We start from the raw sequence: 19,979 nt of genomic DNA, 5'->3' as shown, positions 1-19,979 counted from the left end.
CTGGAGTAAGACATGCCCCCCAAGGGTCGTCAGGGCGCTGCCAAGAAGGTGCGCCGCAAGGAAAAGAAGAACGTCGCTCACGGCCACGCGCACATCAAGAGCACGTTCAACAACACCATCGTCTCGATCACGGACCCCTCGGGCAACGTGATCTCCTGGGCGTCCGCCGGCCACGTCGGCTTCAAGGGCTCCCGCAAGTCGACTCCGTTCGCCGCGCAGATGGCCGCCGAGTCGGCCGCCCGCCGCGCGCAGGAGCACGGCATGCGCAAGGTTGACGTCTTCGTCAAGGGCCCGGGCTCCGGTCGCGAGACCGCGATCCGCTCCCTCCAGGCCACTGGCCTCGAGGTCGGCTCGATCCAGGACGTCACCCCGACGCCGCACAACGGCTGCCGTCCCCCCAAGCGCCGCCGCGTCTGACGCACGTCGCTTGACCTGAGGTTCTGGGCGGTACGGCTCTTTCGAGGCGTGCCGCCCGTACCCTTGCAGTACGCAGTACCCCGCAGTACCCAGCAGGGCATCAAATAGTGGGTGCCCATGACTGAAGGATCTCCCCATGCTTATCGCTCAGCGCCCTTCGCTGACCGAAGAGGTCGTTGACGAGTACCGCTCGCGGTTCGTCATCGAGCCCCTGGAGCCCGGCTTCGGCTACACGCTCGGCAACTCCCTGCGTCGTACGCTCCTCTCCTCGATCCCCGGTGCCGCTGTCACCAGCATCCGGATCGACGGTGTCCTGCACGAGTTCACCACCGTGCCGGGCGTCAAGGAGGACGTCACCGACCTCATCCTGAACATCAAGCAGCTGGTCGTCTCCTCGGAGCACGACGAGCCGGTCGTGATGTACCTGCGCAAGCAGGGTCCCGGCCTGGTCACCGCTGCTGACATCGCCCCGCCGGCCGGCGTCGAGGTGCACAACCCCGACCTGGTGCTCGCCACGCTCAACGGCAAGGGCAAGCTGGAGATGGAGCTGACCGTCGAGCGCGGTCGCGGCTACGTCTCCGCCGTGCAGAACAAGCAGCTGGGCCAGGAGATCGGCCGCATCCCGGTCGACTCCATCTACTCCCCGGTGCTCAAGGTCACGTACAAGGTCGAGGCGACCCGTGTCGAGCAGCGCACCGACTTCGACAAGCTGATCGTCGACGTCGAGACCAAGCAGGCCATGCGTCCCCGCGACGCCATGGCGTCGGCCGGCAAGACCCTGGTCGAGCTGTTCGGTCTGGCGCGCGAGCTCAACATCGACGCCGAGGGCATCGACATGGGCCCGTCCCCGACGGACGCCGCGCTCGCCGCCGATCTCGCCCTGCCGATCGAGGAGCTTGAGCTCACCGTTCGGTCGTACAACTGCCTCAAGCGTGAGGGCATCCACTCCGTGGGTGAGCTCGTGGCGCGCTCCGAGGCCGACCTGCTCGACATCCGCAACTTCGGTGCGAAGTCGATCGACGAGGTCAAGGCGAAGCTGGCCGGTATGGGCCTCGCGCTGAAGGACTCGCCGCCCGGATTCGACCCGACCGCCGCGGCTGACGCCTTCGGCGCCGATGACGACGCGGATGCGGGTTTCGTGGAGACCGAGCAGTACTGACGGTCTTCGACTGCGGGCCCGCTGTGGCTGGTCGCGCAGTTCCCCGCGCCCCTGACGGGGCGCGGGTCTCCGACAGGCGGCCGCCTGCTCGGACACTGACATCGGTACCTCATACGGCCGGTGCAGATCACTAGGAGAATCACCATGCCGCGTCCCGCAAAGGGTGCCCGTCTGGGCGGCAGCGCCGCGCACGAGCGTCTGCTCCTCGCCAACCTGGCGAAGTCGCTCTTCGAGCACGGCCGCATCACGACGACCGAGGCCAAGGCCCGCCGCCTGCGTCCGGTCGCCGAGCGCCTGATCACCAAGGCGAAGAAGGGCGACATCCACAACCGTCGCCTGGTGCTCCAGACGATCACCGACAAGGGCATCGTCCACACCCTCTTCACCGAGATCGCGCCCCGCTACGAGGAGCGTCCGGGTGGTTACACCCGTATCACCAAGATCGGCAACCGTCGTGGCGACAACGCCCCGATGGCCGTGATCGAGCTGGTCGAGGGCGAGATCGCCAAGAAGGCGACCGTCGCCGAGGCCGAGGCCGCCACCGTGCGCGCCGTCAAGGAGTCCGAGGCCAAGGCCGACGACACCGAGTCGGCCGACGAGGCGAAGGACGCGTAAGCGTTCCGAAGGCTGATTGGACGGGCCCGTTCCCTTCGGGGGGCGGGCCCGTTCCGCTGTGTGGATGCTTTGAGAGGAACGGTTACGTGAGCGATGAGGTGGAGCCCGGCCGCGTCCGGGTGCGTCTTGACCTGTCCTACGACGGCAAGGACTTCTCCGGCTGGGCCCGGCAGCCGTTCGGCCGGCGGACCGTGCAGGGCGAGATCGAGGACGCGCTGCGCACGGTGACGCGGTCCGAGGAGAACTACGACCTGACCGTCGCCGGGCGTACGGACGCCGGGGTGCACGCGCGCGGCCAGGTCGCGCACGTCGACCTGCCCGAGGACGTGTGGGCCGAGCACCGCGACAAGCTGCTGCGGCGCCTGGCGGGGCGGCTGCCGCACGATGTGCGGATCTGGCGGGTGGCCGAGGCGCCGAGCGGGTTCAACGCGCGCTTCTCGGCGATCTGGCGGCGGTACGCCTACCGGGTGACCGACAACACCGGCGGCGTCGACCCGCTGCTGCGGGGTCATGTCCTGTGGCACGACTGGGAGTTGGACGTCGAGGCGATGAACGCGGCCTCCTCGGCGCTGCTCGGGGAGCACGACTTCGCGGCGTACTGCAAGAAGCGCGAGGGTGCCACCACCATCCGCACCCTCCAGGAGCTGTCCTGGACGCGCGGCGAGGACGGGATCATCACCGCCACCGTGCGCGCGGACGCCTTCTGCCACAACATGGTGCGCTCCCTGGTGGGCGCGCTCCTGCACGTCGGCGACGGGCACCGGGGCGTGGAGTGGCCCGGCACGGTCCTGGCGGCGGCGGTGCGTGACTCCTCCGTGCACGTGGTGAAGCCGCACGGGCTCACCCTGGAGGAAGTCGGTTACCCCGCCGACGAGTTGCTTGCCGCGCGCAGCAAGGAGGCGCGCAACCTGCGGACGCTGCCCGGCGGTTCAGCCGGCGGGCCTGGCGGCTGCTGCTGAGGCCTGGTTGCGGCCACGGGCGACGATCTGGTTGAAGACGAACTGCGCGAGGTCGTCGCCCGCGCTGAAGACGCCGGCGTCGTCCTTCGTCACGTTCTTGCCGTTGGCGAAGCCGCCGGTGGTGAAGTAGGCATAGCGGCCATAGGAGTTGGTGGTCCTGCGGCAGACCGAGCCGTCCCGGCAGAAGGTGGCGACCCCCGCGCCGGACAGCGACTCGATGCCGCCAGCCGCCTGCTCCTTGGCCTTCTTGGCGGCGGTGTCCGTGTCGAAGACGGCGACGCCCACGGTGACCGCGACGCCGTCCTTGGTGAAGGTGGCCCTGATGACCTGGCGGCAGCCGTTGTTGGTGAGCGCCGGGCCGAGCGCGCCCTGGGTCGCCGCGGCGCAGGCGGTCACCTTGTCGGTGGGGCCCTTGGCGTAGACGCCGCTGCCCAGGGTGACGTCCTTGCCGGGGAAGAGGGTGTCGGCGCTGAGCGGAGCCGTGTCCTTCTTGGCGTCCGAGACGTAGTCGTAGGGGTTGGGCGGGGGCGGCGGGGCCACCCGCGAGAACGAGGGCTGGGGCCGCGCGCTGTCGCTGGGCAGCGCGGGGGCGGAGGGCAGCGCGCTCGTGGACTTGCCGTCGTCCTTGCCGCCGGCCTGGACGATCACGGTGGCCACCACCGCGACGACCACCGCCGTCGCGAGTGCGCCGCCGCCGAGGAACAGCCACTTGCGGCGCCTGTTGCGTGCGGCCGACGCGTCGGCGAGCGCCGCCCAGTCCGGTGTCTGCTGATCCCCCGGGCCCCATCCGGGTCCCCCGTGCCCAAAGCTCATGCCGCGCATCCTAATTCGATTGTTCAAGCGGGCGGCGGGTGGGCGACAATCCGCCCATGGGACATCTGGAGGCCGCACACCTGGAGTACTACCTGCCGGACGGGCGGGTGCTGCTCGGCGACGCGTCGTTCCGGGTGGCGGAGGGCTCGGTGGTGGCCCTGGTCGGCGCCAACGGGGCCGGCAAGACGACGCTGCTGCGCATGATCTCCGGCGAGCTCCAGCCGCACGGCGGCTCGGTGTCGGTGAGCGGCGGGCTCGGCGTCATGCCGCAGTTCGTCGGTTCGGTGCGCGACGAGCGTACGGTGCGTGACCTGCTGATTTCTGTGGCGCAGCCGAGGATCAGGGCGGCGGCTGCCGAGGTGGACGCGGCGGAGCATCTCATGGGGGTCCGGGGGTGTCCCCCGGATGAGCACAGCATGACGGTGGACGACGAGGCCGCGCAGATGAAGTACGCGCAGGCGCTCAGCGACTGGGCGGAAGCGCACGGCTACGAGGCCGAGACGGTGTGGGACATGTGCACCATGGCCGCGCTCGGGATGCCGTACGACAAGGCGCAGTTCCGCGAGGTGCGCACGCTCAGCGGTGGTGAGCAGAAGCGGCTCGTGCTCGAAGCGCTGCTGCGGGGGCCGGACGAGGTGCTGCTCCTGGACGAGCCGGACAACTATCTGGACGTACCCGGCAAGCGCTGGCTGGAGGAGCGGCTGCGGGAGACCCGTAAGACGGTCCTGTTCGTCTCGCACGACCGGGAGCTGCTGTCGCGGGCCGCCGAGCGGATCGTGAGCCTGGAGCCGAGCCCGGCGGGGACGGACGTGTGGGTGCACGGCGGCGGCTTCGACACCTACCACGAGGCGCGCCGCGAGCGGTTCGCGCGCTTCGAGGAGCTGAAGCGCCGCTGGGACGAGGAGCACGCCCGCCTCAAGGCGCTGGTGCTCAGGCTGCGCAACCAGGCCGCCAGCAGCCCCGACATGGCCTCGCGCTACCACGCGATGCAGACCCGCTTCAAGAGGTTCGAGGACGCGGGGCCGCCGCCCGAGCCGCCGCGCGAGCAGGAGATCCGGATGCGGCTGCGCGGCGGCCGCACCGGCGTACGGGCGCTGACCTGCGAGAACCTTGAGCTGACCGGTCTGATGAAGCCGTTCTCGCTGGAGGTCTTCTATGGCGAGCGCGTCGCGGTCCTCGGCTCCAACGGCTCGGGCAAGTCGCACTTCCTGCGGCTGCTCGCGGGGCAGGACGTGGCCCACACCGGCACCTTCAAGCTCGGCGCGCGCGTGGTGCCGGGGCACTTCGCGCAGACCCACGCCCACCCGGAGCTCCTTGGGCGCACCCTGGTGGACATCCTGTGGTCCGAGCTCGCCAAGGACCGCGGGGCCGCGATGGCGGTGCTGCGCCGCTACGAACTGGAGCGCCAGGGCGACCAGCCCTTCGAGAAGCTGTCCGGCGGCCAGCAGGCCCGCTTCCAGATCCTGCTCCTCGAACTGGCCGGCACCACCGCGCTGCTCCTGGACGAGCCCACCGACAACCTGGACCTGGAGTCGGCGGAAGCGCTCCAGGACGGCCTTGAGTCCTACGACGGGACGGTGCTCGCCGTCACCCACGACCGCTGGTTCTCGAAGTCGTTCGACCGCTATCTGGTCTTCGGCTCGGACGGCGTGGTGCGCGAGACGCCGGAGCCGGTGTGGGACGAGCGCCGGGTGGAGCGGGCGCGCTAGCCGTTCGCGGAGGCCAGGGCGGGTGCCGCCGGATCCGGGTCCGGTGGCGCCGGGGTGGTTTTGACCCACCCGGGTGCGCCCGGGTAGTCTTCTGGTTTGTTATGCGTATTGGCTCAGGCGGTTGCACGCTAGGGGCCTCTACGCAGGTTCTCTGGAGCAGTTACCAGTGACTCGCATACGGGCAGCGTCCCCGGCACTGTGAGTCCCAGCTGCATATCGCTTCAGGGTGCAATGTGTCTGGACCCCATCCACTGAAGAAGCGAAGGCTACTAAGTGCGTACGTACAGCCCCAAGCCCGGCGACATCTCTCGCCAGTGGCACGTCATTGACGCCCGGGACGTCGTCCTGGGTCGTCTGGCGACCACCGCCGCGAACCTCCTCCGGGGCAAGCACAAGCCCGTGTATGCGCCCCACATGGACATGGGTGACTTCGTCATCATCATCAACGCCGACAAGGTTCACCTGTCCGGCAACAAGAAGACCCAGAAGATGGCCTACCGTCACTCCGGCTACCCGGGCGGTCTCCGCGCGGTCCGCTACGACGACCTCCTGGCGAACAACCCGGAGAAGGCCGTCGAGAAGGCCATCAAGGGCATGATCCCCAAGAACACCCTGGGCCGTCAGATGCTCTCGAAGCTGAAGGTCTACTCGGGCGACCAGCACCCCCACGCTGCCCAGCAGCCGGTGCCGTTCGAGATCACCCAGGTCGCGCAGTAGTTCCGGCCACACCCCCTAAGACAGAAAAGAATCTGAGGAGCATCGTGGCCGAGACCACTGTCGAGACCCCCATCGAGGGCGAAGAGACCTACGCGGAGGTCACCACCTTCGAGTCCGAGGTCCCCGTCGAGGGCGAGTACACCACCGAGTCGATGGCGTCCCGCTTCGGCGACCCGCAGCCGGCCGCCGGCCTGGGCCGTCGCAAGAACGCCATCGCGCGTGTCCGGATCGTTCCGGGCACCGGCAAGTGGAAGATCAACGGGCGTACGCTCGAGGACTACTTCCCGAACAAGGTCCACCAGCAGGAAGTCAACGAGCCCTTCAAGGTGCTCGAGCTCGACAACCGCTACGACGTCGTCGCCCGCATCTCGGGTGGTGGCGTGTCCGGTCAGGCCGGCGCCCTGCGCCTCGGCGTGGCCCGCGCGCTGAACGAGGCCGACGTGGACAACAACCGCGCCACCCTGAAGAAGGCCGGCTTCCTCTCCCGCGACGACCGTGCGGTCGAGCGCAAGAAGGCCGGTCTCAAGAAGGCCCGCAAGGCTCCGCAGTACAGCAAGCGCTAAATCCGCGCCTGCCACTACGGCTCTCGTTCGCCCCGGCAGCACTCTCCGTGCTGCCGGGGCGTTCGTCTATTCACCCCCCGCAGTTATCTACCCCGCATTTTCAGTTTCTCGGAGGACAGACGTGGGACGACTCTTCGGCACGGACGGCGTGCGCGGTGTCGCCAACTCGGATCTGACGGCTGAGCTCGCGCTCGGTCTGTCGGTCGCGGCGGCACATGTGCTCGCCGAAGCGGGGACCTTCGAGGGGCATCGGCCGACCGCCGTGGTCGGGCGTGACCCCCGGGCGTCCGGAGAGTTCCTTGAGGCCGCGGTCGTGGCGGGCCTGGCGAGCGCGGGCGTGGACGTCCTGCGGGTCGGTGTGCTGCCCACCCCCGCGGTGGCGTACCTCACCGGTGTGCTGGGCGCCGACCTCGGCGTGATGCTCTCCGCCAGCCACAACGCCATGCCGGACAACGGTGTCAAGTTCTTCGCGCGCGGCGGCCACAAGCTCGCCGACGAGCTGGAGGACCGCATCGAGTCGATCTACGAGCAGCACCGCACGGGCGAGCCGTGGGAGCGGCCGACCGGCGCGGGCGTGGGCCGGGTCCGCTCGTACAAGGAGGGCTTCGACCGGTACGTCGCCCACCTCATCGGGGTGCTGCCCAACCGTCTCGACGGCCTGAAGGTCGTCCTGGACGAGGCGCACGGCGCGGCCGCGCGGGTCTCGCCCGAGGCGTTCGCGCGGGCCGGCGCGGAGGTCGTCACGATCGGCGCCGAGCCGGACGGGCTCAACATCAACGACGGCTGCGGCTCCACCCACCTCGACCTCCTGAAGGCGGCCGTCGTGGAGCACGGCGCCGACCTCGGCATCGCGCACGACGGCGACGCCGACCGCTGCCTGGCTGTGGACGCCGACGGCAACGAGGTCGACGGCGACCAGATCCTCGCGGTGCTCGCGCTCGCCATGCGCGAGGCGGGCACGCTGCGGGGCAACACCGTCGTCGGCACCGTGATGTCCAACCTCGGCTTCAAGCTCGCCATGGAGGCCGAGGGCATCCAGCTCGTCCAGACCGGCGTGGGCGACCGCTACGTCCTGGAGTCGATGAAGGAGCACGGGTACGCGCTGGGCGGCGAGCAGTCCGGCCACGTGATCATCCTGGACCACGCCACCACCGGCGACGGCACGCTGACCGGTCTGATGCTGGCCGCCCGCCTCGCCGCGACCGGCCGTACGCTGGCCGACCTCGCCGGGGTCATGACGCGCCTGCCGCAGGTCCTGGTCAACGTCCCCGACGTGGACAAGTCCCGCGTGGCCACCTGCGCCGAGCTGGGCGTCGCGGTCAACGAGGCCGAGCGCGAGCTGGGCGCCACCGGGCGGGTGCTGCTGCGCCCCTCGGGCACCGAGCCGCTGGTACGCGTGATGGTCGAGGCCGCCGACATCGAGCAGGCCCGCGCGGTCGCCGGGCGCCTCGCGGATGTGGTCAAGTCGACGCTGGGCTAGGTGAGTCGACGAAGCGTCGGCCCTCCCCGGGAACCCCCGGCGAGGGCCGGCGCTTTCGTACCTGACGAGGCGTCAGAAGATCTCGCGCCGTCAGAGCTTGCGCAGGGAGATCTTCTGGATCTTGTGATCGGGTCCCTTGCGCACGACGAGGTTGGCCCTGCCGCGCGTGGGCGCCACGTTCTCCACCAGGTTGGGCCGGTTGATGGTCCGCCAGGTCGTACGGGCGTAGTCGAGGGCTTCCTCCTCGGAGACCTGGGTGTACTTGCGGAAGTACGAGAACGGGTTCTGGAAGGCGGTGTCGCGCAGCTTGCGGAACCGGTTGAGGTACCAGGTCTCGATGTCCTCGGTGCGGGCGTCCACGTAGACGCTGAAGTCGAAGTAGTCCGCGAGGCCCACCCGGGTGCGGCCGTCCTGGCCGGGCAGCGCGGGCTGGAGGACGTTGAGGCCTTCGACGATGAGGATGTCGGGCCGGCGCACCACAAGGCGCTCGTCGGGCACGATGTCGTAGATGAGGTGCGAGTAGACGGGGGCGGTGACCTCGTCCTTGCCCGCCTTGATGTCCGCGACGAACCGGGTGAGCGCCCGGCGGTCGTAGGACTCGGGGAAGCCCTTGCGCGACATCAGGCCGCGCCGCTCCAGCTCCGCCATCGGGTACAGGAAGCCGTCCGTGGTGACCAGCTCGACCCGCGGGTGCTCGGGCCAGCGGGCGAGCAGCGCCTGCAAAAGACGCGCCACCGTCGACTTGCCGACCGCCACGGAGCCCGCGACCCCTATGACGAACGGGGTGCCGCGCTGGGTGCCGTGCCCGTTGCCCGCGTCGCCCAGGAAGGTGTTGAGGGTGCCGCGCAGATGGGCGGTGGCCTCCACGTACAGGTTCAGGAGCCGCGACAGGGGCAGATAGATGTCGCGCACCTCGTCGAGGTCGATGACGTCGCCGAGCCCGCGCAGCCGCTCGACCTCCTCGGCGGTCAGCGGCAACGGCGTCTTGTCGCGCAGCGCGCTCCACTCTGCGCGCGTCAGGTCCACGTAGGGAGTCGCCTCCGGCTTGCGGTGGGCGCTCCGTGGCGGCGAAGTGATCACGCCTCCATTGTTGCGGCTGTATGACGTGCGTGGGGGGTGGGGTGGGTCACTTGCCGTACGCCACGAAATCCGGACGAAGGGCCGGACTGGCTCGGCTGCGGCCGAAACGGGGGGCGGCGGTCGTAGGCTGCCGCCATGTGCGGAATCGTGGGTTATGTGGGCGGGCAGTCGGCGCTTGACGTCGTGCTCGCGGGCCTGAAGCGCCTTGAGTACCGCGGGTACGACTCGGCGGGTGTCGCGGTGCTCTCCGACGGCGGGCTCGCCGGGGCGAAGAAGGCCGGGAAGCTGGTCAACCTGGAGAAGGCGCTCCTGGAGGCGCCGCTGCCCGCCGGGGCGGCCGGCATCGGGCACACCCGCTGGGCCACGCACGGCGGGCCGACGGACGCCAACGCGCATCCGCACCTGGACAACGCCGGGCGGGTCGCCGTCGTGCACAACGGGATCATCGAGAACTTCGCGGCGCTGCGGGCCGAACTGGCCGAGCGCGGCCACCAGCTGGAGTCCGAGACGGACACCGAGGTCGTGGCGCACCTGCTCGCCGAGTGCTGCTCCTCCGCGCAGGACCTGGCCGAAGCCATGCGCCAGGTGTGCCGCCGCCTGGAAGGCGCGTTCACGCTGGTGGCCGTGCACGCCGACGAGCCGGACGTGGTGGTGGGCGCGCGGCGCAACTCGCCGCTCGTGGTGGGCGTCGGCGAGGGCGAGGCCTTCCTCGCCTCCGACGTCGCCGCGTTCATCGCGCACACCCGCTCCGCGATCGAGCTGGGCCAGGACCAGGTGGTGGAGGTGCGCCGGGACTCGGTGGTGGTCACCGACTTCGAGGGCGCGCCGGCCGAGACCCGGGCCTACCACGTGGACTGGGACGCGAGCGCCGCCGAGAAGGGCGGCTACGACTACTTCATGCTCAAGGAGATCGCCGAGCAGCCCAAGGCCGTGGCCGACACCCTGCTCGGGCGGATCGACGGGGCGGGCTCGCTCACCCTGGACGAGCTGCGCATCCCGCACGCGGTGCTGCGCGAGGTGGACAAGGTCGTCGTCGTGGCGTGCGGGACCGCCCACCACGCGGGCATGATCGCGAAGCTGGCCATCGAGCACTGGACGCGGATCCCCTGCGAGACGGAGCTGGCCAGCGAGTTCCGCTACCGCGACCCGATCCTCGACCAGCGCACCCTGGTCATCGCCATCTCGCAGTCCGGCGAGACCATGGACACCCTGATGGCGCTGCGCCACGCCCGCGAGCAGGGCGCCAAGGTGCTCGCGATCTGCAACACCAACGGCTCGACCATCCCGCGCGAGTCGGACGCCGTCCTGTACACCCACGCGGGCCCCGAGGTGGCGGTCGCCTCGACGAAGGCGTTCCTGACCCAGCTGGTGGCCTGCTACCTCGTCGCGCTGTACCTCGGCCAGGTGCGCGGCACCAAGTGGGGCGACGAGGTCGGGGACGTCGTGCGCGACCTCGCCGAGATCGCCACCGAGGTCGACCGGGTGCTCGAAACCATGGAGCCCGTACGGGAGTTGGCGCGCTCGCTGGCCGCGAAGAACACGGTGCTCTTCCTCGGCCGGCACGTGGGCTACCCCGTCGCCCTCGAAGGCGCGCTCAAGCTCAAGGAGCTGGCGTACATGCACGCGGAGGGGTTCGCGGCGGGGGAGCTCAAGCACGGGCCGATCGCGCTGATCGAGCCGGACCTGCCGGTGGTCGTGGTCGTTCCCTCACCGCGCGGGCGCTCGGTCCTGCATGACAAGATCGTCTCCAACATCCAGGAGATCAGGGCGCGCGGGGCAAGGACGATCGTGATCGCCGAGGAGGGCGACGAGGCGGTCGTCCCGTACGCCGATCACCTCATCCGCGTCCCGGCGACGCCCACGCTGCTCCAGCCGCTGGTGGCCACGGTGCCGCTCCAGGTCTTCGCGTGCGAGCTGGCGACGGCGCGCGGCAACGAGGTGGACCAGCCGCGCAACCTGGCCAAGTCCGTGACGGTGGAGTGAGCGGCGGGGCGACGCGGGAGTTGGACGACGTGGTTGAGGGAGGGGTCGAGTGATCATCGGGGTCGGGATCGACGTGGCCGAGATCGAGCGGTTCGGGGCGTCCATCGCGCGGACGCCCGCGATGCTGCGGCGGCTGTTCGTGGAGAGCGAGTTGCTGCTGCCCGGGGGCGAGCGGCGCGGCGTCGCCTCGCTGGCGGTCCGCTTCGCGGCGAAGGAGGCGCTGGCGAAGGCGCTGGGGGCGCCGGCGGGGCTGTTGTGGACGGATGCGGAGGTGTATGTGGAGGGGAGTGGGCAGCCGCGGCTTCGCGTCCGCGGGTCGGTGGCGGCGCGGGCGGCGGAGCTGGGGGTTCGGCATTGGCATGTTTCGCTCAGCCATGATGCGGGGGTGGCGTCCGCGGTGGTGATCGCGGAGGGTTAGGTTCCCCACCCCGCCCCTTCCCCAGACCCTCCGGGGGTCCGTGGGCCCGCGGACCGTGCGTGGTTGCTCGCGCCCCTGGAGGGGTTGGTGCTGGCCCGGGCCGGCATCCTCAGCCTGTCCGGCGTTTGAGGACGAGCGCGTTCAGCGCGAACGGGGTCTGGGGCGGAGCCCCAGGGGGCTCGGCTGCGGGTGGTGGTCGCTTCTCGCGCAGTTCCCCGCGCCCCTGGCGGGGTTGGTGCCGGCCCGCATCGGCAACTTCAGCCTGTCCGGCGATTGAGGACGAGCGCGTTCAGCGCGAATGGGGTCTGGGGCGGAGCCCCAGGGACCCTGGCTGCGGGCCGTGGTCGCTCCTCGCGCAGTTCCCCGCGCCCCTGACTACTCGGCGCTGGCCCGGACCGGCATCCTCAGCCTGCCCCCTCCGCGCCCCTGGAGGGGTCCGTGCTGGTCCGCGTGGGCGACCTCAGCCTGCTCTCCGTGCCCCCCGGCAGGGTTGCGGCGGGCGGCGTGGATATGGTCGCCGGGTCGGACGGGGTAAGAGTGGGCTTATGCGTACTGCTTATCGCGTGGACATCGTTCGGGCCGCCGAGGCCGACCTCATTCGGCGCCTCCCCGCCGGCACCCTCATGCACCGCGCCGCCGCAGGCCTCGCCGCGGCCTGCGCCGATCTGCTGGGCCGGGTCTACGGCGCCCGCGTCGTGCTGCTCGTCGGCAGCGGGGACAACGGCGGCGACACGCTGTACGCGGGAGCTCGCCTGGCCCGCAGGGGCGCCGCCGTGCACGCCGTGCTGCTCAGCCCCGACCGCGCCCACCCCGACGGCCTCGCCGCCCTGAAGCGGGCCGGCGGCCGCGTCGCCGACGACCCGTTCGACGTCCTGGCCGCCCCCGACCTCGTACTGGACGGCATCACCGGCATCGGAGGCCGCGGCGGCCTGCGTCCCGACGCCGTCCCCCTGGCCCGGGCCGCCCGCGGCTCCGGCGCGCTGGTCGTCGCCGTCGATCTGCCCAGCGGCGTGGACGCCTCCACCGGCGAGGTGGCGGGCGAGGCGCTGCGGGCGGACGTGACCGTCACGTTCGGCGCGTACAAGCCGGGCCTGCTCATCGACCCCGCACGGGAGTACGCGGGGACCGTACGGCTGATCCCCATCGGGCTCGACCTGCCCTCCGTACCGGACATCGAGGCGCTGCAACACGCCGACGTGGCCGGCCTGTTGCCCACGCCGGGCGGCGAGAGCGACAAGTACCGCAGGGGGGTCGTCGGGATCGTCGCCGGGTCCGCGCGCTACCCGGGGGCGGCCGTGCTCGCGGTGGCCGGCGCGCTGCGGGGCGGCGCGGGGGCGGTGCGGTATGCCGGGCCCGGCGGCGACGCGGTGATCGCCCGCTTCCCCGAGACCCTGGTGTCGGACGGCTCGCCCGCCAAGGCCGGGCGGGTGCAGGCGTGGGTGGTGGGGCCGGGGCTCGGCGAGGGCCAGGGGCAGGCCGTGGCCGAAGTCCTGGCGTCGGACGTGCCGGTCCTGGTGGACGCGGACGGGCTGCGCGGGCTGGACCCCGAGACGGTACGGGCCCGCTCGGCGGCCACCCTGCTCACGCCGCACGCGGGGGAGGCGGCGGCGCTGCTCGGGGTCGCGCGCGAGCGGGTCGAGGCGGAACGGCTGGCGTCGGTGCGGGAGCTGGCCGAGCGGTTCGGCGCGACGGTGCTCCTGAAGGGGTCGACCACGCTGGTCGCAGAGGCGGGTTCGCCGGTGCGGGCCAACGCGACGGGGACGGCGTGGCTGGCCACGGCGGGCAGCGGGGACGTGTTGTCCGGGCTCGCGGGATCGCTGCTCGCGGCGGGGCTCGGGGGACGGGACGCCGGGGCCGTGGCGGCGTATCTGCACGGGCTGGCCGGACGGCTGGCGGCGCGGGGCGCGCCGACGAGCGCGTACGCGGTGGCGGAGGCGGTTCCGGACGCGTGGCGGGACGCGGCCTCGGCCCTCGACCGGCGGTAGGCCCCGCCCGCGAGGACTCCCAGGGTGACATCTGCCGCGCGGCTTCCGCGACACGCCGTACGCCCGGGGTTCTCTGGGCATATGAGAAAAGAACATCTGCGTACAAAGGGCAGGAAATGGGGCGCCTGCGGCCTCGTGCTCGCCGCCGCCCTCGCCCTCGGCGCCGCAGCGCCCGCCCCCGGCGACCCCCCGCCCCCGGCCAACCTCAGACCCGTGGCCCCCGCCCCGCCGAACCCCGGCACCACCGCGCCGAACAGCACCGCCCCCGGCGCCACCGCGCCGAACGCCACCACGCCCCCGGCCGGCACCGCGCCGAATGCCGCCAAACCCGGCACCGCACCCGCCCCCGGCACCGCACCCGCACCCGCCCCCGGCACCGCGGCGGGCGACGTGCTCGTGCCGGGCGTGCCGCAGGACGCGTCCGCGGGGCCGCTCGACACGCCCGACCAGGCGCTGGCGCCGGTCGTCTACCAGCCGAGCTCCGACGAGGACCGGGCCGAGCCCGCCGAGGCGGCGGCGGACGCCTACCGGCTCGTCGAGTACGTGCCGGCCAGTGAGACGGCCGCCAAGCCGGGCAGCTGCACCGCCAAGACCGGGCCGCACCAGCGCCAGATCGAGCGCTGGCTCGGGCTCAGGGCGGACGGCCGGCAGTCGCCCGCCGACTGCGCCGCCATCCGCAAGTTCCAGCTGGCGCAGCACATCTCACCGGCCATCGGATTCGCGGGCCCGGTCACCTGGTCGCGGATGCAGTTCCTGTCCGCGCGCAAGAACCCCAACGCCGCCCACAAGTGCCCCGTGAAGAAGACCCGGGTGGCGTGCGTCGACCTCGCGCGGCAGCTGATGTGGGTGCAGACCGGCAAGAAGGTGACGTTCGGTCCCGTCCCCATCCGCAGCGGACGGGCCTCCCTGCCCACCCGTGGCGGCTGGCACAAGATCTACTGGCGGCACAAGAACCACTGGTCGACGATCTACCACCAGTCGATGCCGTACGCCCAGTTCTTCGACGGCGGCCAGGCCTTCCACGCGATCTACCAGAGCGTGTACACGACCGTCGGCAGCCAGGGCTGTGTGAACCTCACGCTGCCCGACGCGCGCGGCCTGTGGGGCGCCCTGCGCACCGGTGACGGCGTCTATGTCTGGGGGCATCGCGAGGGCACCTGAGCGGGTGTGGCCCGGGGCACAGGCCTAGTCCTCGTACGCTCTGAGAGACTGGGCGCGATGACCGCGATGACTCAATACCCCGCCGCGCGCGCCCGCGCCGAGATCGACCTGGGCGCGCTGCGTGCCAACGTCCGGACGCTGCGCGCCTGTTCACCGGGCGCGCGGCTCATGGCCGTGGTGAAGGCGGACGGCTACGGGCACGGCGCGCTGCCGTGCGCACGGGCGGCCCTCGCGGCCGGCGCCGACTGGATCGGCACCGCGACGCCCCAGGAGGCGCTGGCGCTGCGCGCGGCCGGAGTGACCGGCCCCATGATGTGCTGGCTGTGGACGCCGGGCGACCCCTGGCGCGACGCGATCGAGGCGGACATCGACGTCTCGGTGAGCGGGCTGTGGGCGCTGCGCGAGGTGACGGACGCCGCCCGCGCCGCCGGACGCACGGCCAGGGTCCAGCTCAAGGCCGACACCGGCCTCGGCCGCAACGGCTGCCAGCCCGCCGACTGGCCGGAACTGGTGCACGCGGCCCTGGCCGCCCCCGGCGTCGAGGTCACCGGCCTGTGGTCGCACTTCGCGTGCGCCGACGAGCCGGGCCACCCCTCGATCGCGGCCCAGCTCGCGGTGTTCCAGGAGATGACGGCGTACGCGGAGAAGGCGGGCGTCACCCCCGAGGTGCGGCACATCGCCAACTCCCCGGCCACCCTCACGCTCCCCGAGTCCCACTTCGACCTCGTCCGCACCGGCATCGCCCTGTACGGCGTCTCCCCGTCGCCCGAGCTCGGCACCTCGCGCGAGCTGGGCCTGCGGCCCGTCATGACGCTCTCGGCGTCCGTCGCGCTCGCCAAGCACGTACCGGCGGGTCACGGCGTCAGTTACGGGCATCAGTACGTCACCGAGGGCGAGACCACCCTCGGTCTGGTCCCGCTCGGGTACGCCGACGGCATTCCCCGGCACGCGTCGGGCCGGGGCCCGGTCCTGGTGGGCGGAAAGGTGCGCACCGCGGCGGGCCGCGTTGCCATGGACCAGTTCGTGGTCGACCTTGAGGGGGACATGGTCGAGCCGGGCGCGCGCGCCGTCCTGTTCGGCCCGGGCGATCAGGGGGAGCCGACGGCCGAGGACTGGGCGCGGGCGGCCGGCACCATCGCGTACGAGATCGTCACGCGCATCGGCGCCCGGGTTCCGCGCGTCTATGTGAACGAGACGGCGGACCAGTCGGTGGACGAGCAAGCGTAAGAGCGGCGACGAGCAGGAGCGGAGCGGCACGGTGAGCGAGACCAGCACGGGGGACGCCGTCGTATCCGCAGTCAAGGACGTCCAGACGGTGGCCGGCAGCTGGCGCCGCGCCGGTATCGCGGGCGCCGCGATAGGCGTGGTCGCGGCCGGGGCCGCGGCGGGCGTCGCCATGGAGCGGCTGACCGTGGGGCGCGGCATGCGCAGGAAGGCACGGCTCGCGCTGGACGCGACGGGCCCCTACGGCGCGCTGCGCGGGATGCCGGGCAAGGCGGTGGCCGACGACGGCACCGTCCTCTACTACGAGAGCGACGAGGTCGAGCCGGAGCCGGGCGCCAACGCCCCGCGCAAGCGCCGCCTGTTCGGGCGCAAGGCGCCGGCCCCGGTCACCGTGGTGTTCTCGCACGGCTACTGCCTCAGCCAGGACTCCTGGCACTTCCAGCGGGCGGCGCTGCGCGGAGTGCTGCGCACGGTCCACTGGGACCAGCGCAGCCACGGCCGCTCCGACCGGGGCAAGGCCCAGCGCGAGGGCGTGCCCATCGGCATCGACCAGCTCGGCCGCGATCTGAAGGCCGTCATCGACGCGGCGGCGCCCGAGGGCCCGCTCGTCCTGGTCGGCCACTCCATGGGCGGCATGACGATCATGGCGCTCGCCGAGCAGTACCCCGAGCTCATCCGCGACCGGGTGGTCGGCGTCGCCTTCGTCGGCACGTCTTCGGGCAGGCTCGGCGAGGTCAATTACGGGCTCCCGGTAGCCGGTGTCAACGCGGTGCGCCGGGTGCTGCCGGGGATACTCAGGGCGCTCGGCTCGCAGGCCGAACTGGTCGAGCGGGGGCGGCGGGCGACGGCCGACCTGTTCGCGGGCATGATCAAGCGGTACAGCTTCTCCTCCAAGGACGTCGACCCGGCGGTCGCCCGGTTCGCCGAGCGGATGATCGAGGGCACCCCCATCGACGTCGTCGCGGAGTTCTACCCGGCCTTCTCCGAGCACGACAAGACCTCGGCGCTCGCCGTCTTCGCCGAGGTGCCCGTCCTGGTCCTGGCCGGCGACCGCGATCTGGTCACGCCCAGCTCGCACAGCGAGGCCATCGCGGATCTGCTGCCCGACGCCGAGCTGGTCATCGTGCCGGACGGCGGCCATCTGGTGATGCTGGAGCACCCCGAGACGGTCACCGACCGCCTCGCCGACCTCCTCGCCCGGGTCGGCGCGGTCCCCGGGGCCGCTAACGTTGGGACGTATGGAAGCACCGCACACCAGCCCGGCGGCTGACGCCGGCACCCGCCTGACCCTCGACTCCCCTTCCGAAACGCAGGAGTTGGGCCGCCGTATCGCCAAGCTGCTCCGCCCCGGCGACCTCGTGATGCTCACCGGGGAGCTCGGCGCGGGCAAGACGACCCTGACCCGGGGCCTCGGCGAGGGCCTTGGCGTACGGGGGGCCGTGACGTCGCCCACCTTCGTCATCGCCCGGGTCCACCCCTCCCTGACCGGCGGTCCCGCCCTGGTGCACGTGGACGCGTACCGGCTGGGCGGGGGGCTCGACGAGATGGAGGACCTGGATCTGGACGTGTCGCTGCCGGAGTCCGTGGTGGTCGTCGAGTGGGGCGAGGGCAAGGTCGAGGACCTGTCCGAGGACCGGCTCCAGGTGCTCATCCACCGGGCCGTGGGCGACAGCGACGACGATCGCAGGACGGTCACCGTCACCGGGATCGGGTCCCGCTGGGCCGGCGCGGGCATCGAGAACCTGTAGCGCGGCGGCCGCGTCCGGCCACCCGGCGCCGTACATTCCGACAAGACGTCGGCAAAATGTTGCGCCGGTCCCACCGGGCGTGGTCACATGGAGGAAGAGACCTGGTTAGGTCTACCTAACCGCGCCTTCTTCCGCAGCCTCAGGAGGCCGCCATGACCGTGCCGGAACGCGAAGCGAAGCCGGGGGCCCCGCAGGGCGTGCCGGTGCCGTCCGGGGTGTCGATACACGATCTGCTCGCCTCGTGCGCCGCGGCGAGCGCGGTGTCCACCCCGCCGCGCGGGAAGACCGGGACCGCCCACGAGGGCGACGAGGATGACGCCCGGCGGGACGCCGCGTAGCTCCATCGGGTGGCGTCCCGTGCGTCCATCGAGTGGCGCCCCGGCGCGCCCATCGGGTGGCGGCCCGGCGCGCCGCGCCCGCTAGGGGGTGTCTGGTGGACCATGGCCGGGGGCGCGGCGTCTGGCACGGCACCTCGCGGCGTTGCCGAATCGCCCCGATAGCTCCGCTATCGAGACGCTCCGGCGCCTTGCGATGCACCGCACCAGACGCCGCGCCCTGACCGACCCTGATCCACCAGACACCCCCTAGGGGACGACGACGACCTTGGAGTTGTGCGTCGCGAACGCCCACATCGCGTCGCCGTCCGCCCGCTTCATGCGGATGCCGCCGGTCTTCTTCGCCGTCGTGGGGCTCGCCATCGAGTCGTCCACCGCCGCGCTGAAGCCGACCACCACGTTCTGGGCCGTCGTGAACACCACGACGTGCTCGATGGCCACGCCGTCCGAGCCGGTGGTGTGGCCGGTGCGCGAGGTCACGACGTACGTGCCGGGCTTCGGGCTGATCGCGGACGGCATGACGGCGAACGTCCTCGGCGTCTTCGTCACGCCCGCCAGCCACACCCGCTTCGCGCCGAGCGAGTACACGACGCGTACGCCCGTGCCCGAGTTGGCCGGGAGCGAGAGATCGGGCTTGGTGGCGGGGGAGCCCGCCGGCGGCAGGTTCGAGGGCTTGGCGGACGCCGACGCCTTCCCGGTGGGGGCGGCCAGCTGGGCGGCCGGAGGCGCGCTCGCCGACGCCTGGTAGGCGAGGAAGCCGACCACCGCGAGAGCGGCCGCGGTGAGCCCGGCCACGAACCCCGTGCTGCTCCTTGCCACCTGGGCTTCCCCTTTCGTACGTACGTGCATGCCTACGGTCATACCTGCGGCTGACGGTAGCAGCAGGTGACGGCTCGGGCGGGACGCCGTGCCTCCGCCGGCTTGGTCGTAGGCTGTTCGCGTGCTCTTGCTCGCCGTTGATACCGCCACCCCCGCCGTCACCGTCGCCCTGCACGACGGCACCTCCGTGCTCGCCGAGGCCCGGCAGGTCGACGCCCGCCGGCACGGGGAGCTGCTGCTGCCCGCCGTCGACCGGGTGCTCGCCGAGGCCGGCCTGAAACTGGACGCCGTGACGGACCTGGTCGTGGGCGTCGGCCCCGGCCCCTACACCGGGCTGCGCGTCGGCCTGGTCACCGCCGCGACCTTCGGCTCGGTGCTCGGCGTCCCCGTCCACGGTCTGTGCACCCTGGACGGGCTCGCCCACGCCTCCGGCATCGAGGAGCCGTTCGTGGTCGCCACGGACGCCCGCCGCAAGGAGGTCTACTGGGCCCGCTACGACGACTTCCGTACGCGCGTGGGCGAGCCCGCCGTCGACCGGCCCGGCGACATCGCGCAGCAGTTGAGCGGCCTGCCCGTCGTCGGCGCGGGCGCCCTCCTGTACCCGGAGGCATTCCCCGACGCCCGGGACCCCGAGCACCAGTCGGCGGCCGCGCTCGCCTCGCTCGCCGCCGCGAAGCTGGCCGAGGGCTCGCCCTTCCTGCCGCCCACGCCGCTCTACCTGCGCCGTCCGGACGCGCAGGTGCCCAAGAACTACAAGGTGGTCACGCCCCAGTGAGCGGGGCCGAAGCGGGCGG

General features: G+C 72.0%; 20 protein-coding genes. 17 read left to right on the top strand and 3 right to left on the bottom strand.

The window, feature by feature from the left end; genetic code table 11:
• Positions 1–12: 12 nt before the first annotated feature.
• The 4 genes from rpsK to truA all read left to right on the top strand — a co-directional run bounded on the left by rpsK (position 13) and on the right by truA (position 3,150).
• Positions 13–417, top strand: a complete 405-nt coding sequence (gene rpsK / locus ACFYM2_RS18015; protein ID WP_003956432.1) for a 30S ribosomal protein S11 — start codon at positions 13–15, stop codon at positions 415–417.
• A 136-nt stretch (positions 418–553) separates the two neighbouring features.
• Entirely contained in the window at positions 554–1,576 is a 1,023-nt protein-coding gene (locus ACFYM2_RS18010; protein WP_010473911.1) for a DNA-directed RNA polymerase subunit alpha, read from the top strand.
• A 144-nt stretch (positions 1,577–1,720) separates the two neighbouring features.
• Positions 1,721–2,191, top strand: a complete 471-nt coding sequence (gene rplQ, locus ACFYM2_RS18005) for a 50S ribosomal protein L17 (RefSeq protein ID WP_350232152.1) — start codon at positions 1,721–1,723, stop codon at positions 2,189–2,191.
• Between the two features lie 86 nt (positions 2,192–2,277).
• The gene (truA, locus tag ACFYM2_RS18000) at positions 2,278–3,150 is read left to right on the top strand and encodes a tRNA pseudouridine(38-40) synthase TruA (RefSeq protein WP_359000833.1); all 873 of its coding nucleotides are present in this window, start codon (positions 2,278–2,280) and stop codon (positions 3,148–3,150) included.
• On the opposite strand, the gene ACFYM2_RS17995 is transcribed toward truA, so the two are convergent.
• Positions 3,121–3,963 carry a hypothetical protein gene (locus ACFYM2_RS17995; RefSeq protein WP_359000830.1) on the bottom strand — a complete coding sequence of 281 codons (843 nt, stop codon included), beginning with the start codon at positions 3,961–3,963 and terminating at the stop codon, positions 3,121–3,123. The two genes, truA and ACFYM2_RS17995, sit on opposite strands and share 30 nt — an antisense overlap.
• A gap of 56 nt (positions 3,964–4,019) precedes the next feature.
• Between ACFYM2_RS17995 and ACFYM2_RS17990 the strand changes: the two genes are divergently transcribed.
• The 4 genes from ACFYM2_RS17990 (at position 4,020) to glmM (ending at position 8,432) form a co-directional block, all read left to right on the top strand.
• Positions 4,020–5,672: an ABC-F family ATP-binding cassette domain-containing protein gene (locus ACFYM2_RS17990; protein WP_388837180.1), complete on the top strand. Its 1,653-nt coding sequence runs from the start codon at positions 4,020–4,022 to the stop codon at positions 5,670–5,672.
• A 273-nt stretch (positions 5,673–5,945) separates the two neighbouring features.
• A complete protein-coding gene (gene rplM, locus ACFYM2_RS17985) occupies positions 5,946–6,389 on the top strand; it encodes a 50S ribosomal protein L13 (protein WP_350232156.1) in 444 nt (147 codons plus the stop codon).
• A gap of 44 nt (positions 6,390–6,433) precedes the next feature.
• Positions 6,434–6,952, top strand: a complete 519-nt coding sequence (gene rpsI / locus ACFYM2_RS17980) for a 30S ribosomal protein S9 (RefSeq protein ID WP_350232157.1) — start codon at positions 6,434–6,436, stop codon at positions 6,950–6,952.
• Between the two features lie 121 nt (positions 6,953–7,073).
• On the top strand, positions 7,074–8,432 hold the full coding sequence (gene glmM / locus ACFYM2_RS17975) for a phosphoglucosamine mutase (protein ID WP_388837177.1): 1,359 nt from the start codon (positions 7,074–7,076) through the stop codon (positions 8,430–8,432).
• 90 nt (positions 8,433–8,522) lie between these two features.
• On the opposite strand, the gene coaA is transcribed toward glmM, so the two are convergent.
• Entirely contained in the window at positions 8,523–9,512 is a 990-nt protein-coding gene (gene coaA / locus ACFYM2_RS17970; RefSeq protein ID WP_350232159.1) for a type I pantothenate kinase, read from the bottom strand.
• 135 nt (positions 9,513–9,647) lie between these two features.
• On the opposite strand from coaA, the gene glmS reads away from it, so the two are divergent.
• The 8 genes from glmS to ACFYM2_RS17930 all read left to right on the top strand — a co-directional run bounded on the left by glmS (position 9,648) and on the right by ACFYM2_RS17930 (position 18,369).
• Positions 9,648–11,495 (top strand): glutamine--fructose-6-phosphate transaminase (isomerizing), encoded by a 1,848-nt coding sequence (gene glmS, locus ACFYM2_RS17965; RefSeq protein WP_388837174.1) that lies wholly within the window; start codon positions 9,648–9,650, stop codon positions 11,493–11,495.
• A gap of 49 nt (positions 11,496–11,544) precedes the next feature.
• A complete protein-coding gene (locus ACFYM2_RS17960; protein WP_350232162.1) occupies positions 11,545–11,913 on the top strand; it encodes a holo-ACP synthase in 369 nt (122 codons plus the stop codon).
• Between the two features lie 545 nt (positions 11,914–12,458).
• Complete coding sequence (locus ACFYM2_RS17955; protein ID WP_388837171.1) at positions 12,459–13,898, top strand: NAD(P)H-hydrate dehydratase; 1,440 nt, start codon at positions 12,459–12,461, stop codon at positions 13,896–13,898.
• A gap of 81 nt (positions 13,899–13,979) precedes the next feature.
• Complete coding sequence (locus tag ACFYM2_RS17950) at positions 13,980–15,059, top strand: L,D-transpeptidase family protein (RefSeq protein WP_388837168.1); 1,080 nt, start codon at positions 13,980–13,982, stop codon at positions 15,057–15,059.
• 57 nt (positions 15,060–15,116) lie between these two features.
• Complete coding sequence (gene alr / locus ACFYM2_RS17945) at positions 15,117–16,286, top strand: alanine racemase (protein ID WP_388837165.1); 1,170 nt, start codon at positions 15,117–15,119, stop codon at positions 16,284–16,286.
• Between the two features lie 31 nt (positions 16,287–16,317).
• Complete coding sequence (locus ACFYM2_RS17940; protein ID WP_359000811.1) at positions 16,318–17,553, top strand: alpha/beta hydrolase; 1,236 nt, start codon at positions 16,318–16,320, stop codon at positions 17,551–17,553.
• On the top strand, positions 17,522–18,031 hold the full coding sequence (gene tsaE / locus ACFYM2_RS17935) for a tRNA (adenosine(37)-N6)-threonylcarbamoyltransferase complex ATPase subunit type 1 TsaE (protein WP_359000808.1): 510 nt from the start codon (positions 17,522–17,524) through the stop codon (positions 18,029–18,031). Before ACFYM2_RS17940 ends, tsaE begins: the two co-directional genes overlap by 32 nt.
• 152 nt (positions 18,032–18,183) lie before the next feature.
• Positions 18,184–18,369 (top strand): hypothetical protein, encoded by a 186-nt coding sequence (locus tag ACFYM2_RS17930; RefSeq protein WP_359000805.1) that lies wholly within the window; start codon positions 18,184–18,186, stop codon positions 18,367–18,369.
• Positions 18,370–18,615: 246 nt separating this feature from the next.
• Here the strand turns inward: ACFYM2_RS17930 and ACFYM2_RS17925 are convergent, their stop codons facing one another.
• Positions 18,616–19,161: a hypothetical protein gene (locus tag ACFYM2_RS17925; RefSeq protein WP_359008823.1), complete on the bottom strand. Its 546-nt coding sequence runs from the start codon at positions 19,159–19,161 to the stop codon at positions 18,616–18,618.
• 145 nt (positions 19,162–19,306) lie between these two features.
• Here ACFYM2_RS17925 and tsaB point away from each other — a divergent pair, with 145 nt between their 5' ends.
• Positions 19,307–19,960 (top strand): tRNA (adenosine(37)-N6)-threonylcarbamoyltransferase complex dimerization subunit type 1 TsaB, encoded by a 654-nt coding sequence (gene tsaB, locus ACFYM2_RS17920; protein ID WP_388458784.1) that lies wholly within the window; start codon positions 19,307–19,309, stop codon positions 19,958–19,960.
• Positions 19,961–19,979: the final 19 nt, after the last annotated feature.

This window comes from Streptomyces sp. NPDC006711, assembly GCF_042869775.1.
Lineage (GTDB): Bacteria > Actinomycetota > Actinomycetes > Streptomycetales > Streptomycetaceae > Streptomyces.
This window is presented reverse-complemented; position numbering and strand designations above follow the sequence as displayed.

What these genes read in the sequence shown, in the direction of transcription:
- alr (WP_388837165.1), top strand. Translation starts at nt 15,117, where the DNA reads ATGACCGCGATGACTCAATACCCCGCCGCGCGCGCCCGCGCCGAGATC.
- ACFYM2_RS18010 (WP_010473911.1), top strand. Translation starts at nt 554, where the DNA reads ATGCTTATCGCTCAGCGCCCTTCGCTGACCGAAGAGGTCGTTGACGAG.
- ACFYM2_RS17950 (WP_388837168.1), top strand. Translation starts at nt 13,980, where the DNA reads ATGAGAAAAGAACATCTGCGTACAAAGGGCAGGAAATGGGGCGCCTGC.
- ACFYM2_RS17990 (WP_388837180.1), top strand. Translation starts at nt 4,020, where the DNA reads ATGGGACATCTGGAGGCCGCACACCTGGAGTACTACCTGCCGGACGGG.
- rpsK (WP_003956432.1), top strand. Translation starts at nt 13, where the DNA reads ATGCCCCCCAAGGGTCGTCAGGGCGCTGCCAAGAAGGTGCGCCGCAAG.
- tsaE (WP_359000808.1), top strand. Translation starts at nt 17,522, where the DNA reads ATGGAAGCACCGCACACCAGCCCGGCGGCTGACGCCGGCACCCGCCTG.
- rplQ (WP_350232152.1), top strand. Translation starts at nt 1,721, where the DNA reads ATGCCGCGTCCCGCAAAGGGTGCCCGTCTGGGCGGCAGCGCCGCGCAC.
- ACFYM2_RS17955 (WP_388837171.1), top strand. Translation starts at nt 12,459, where the DNA reads ATGCGTACTGCTTATCGCGTGGACATCGTTCGGGCCGCCGAGGCCGAC.
- ACFYM2_RS17930 (WP_359000805.1), top strand. Translation starts at nt 18,184, where the DNA reads ATGACCGTGCCGGAACGCGAAGCGAAGCCGGGGGCCCCGCAGGGCGTG.
- glmS (WP_388837174.1), top strand. Translation starts at nt 9,648, where the DNA reads ATGTGCGGAATCGTGGGTTATGTGGGCGGGCAGTCGGCGCTTGACGTC.
- ACFYM2_RS17995 (WP_359000830.1), bottom strand. Translation starts at nt 3,963, where the DNA reads ATGAGCTTTGGGCACGGGGGACCCGGATGGGGCCCGGGGGATCAGCAG.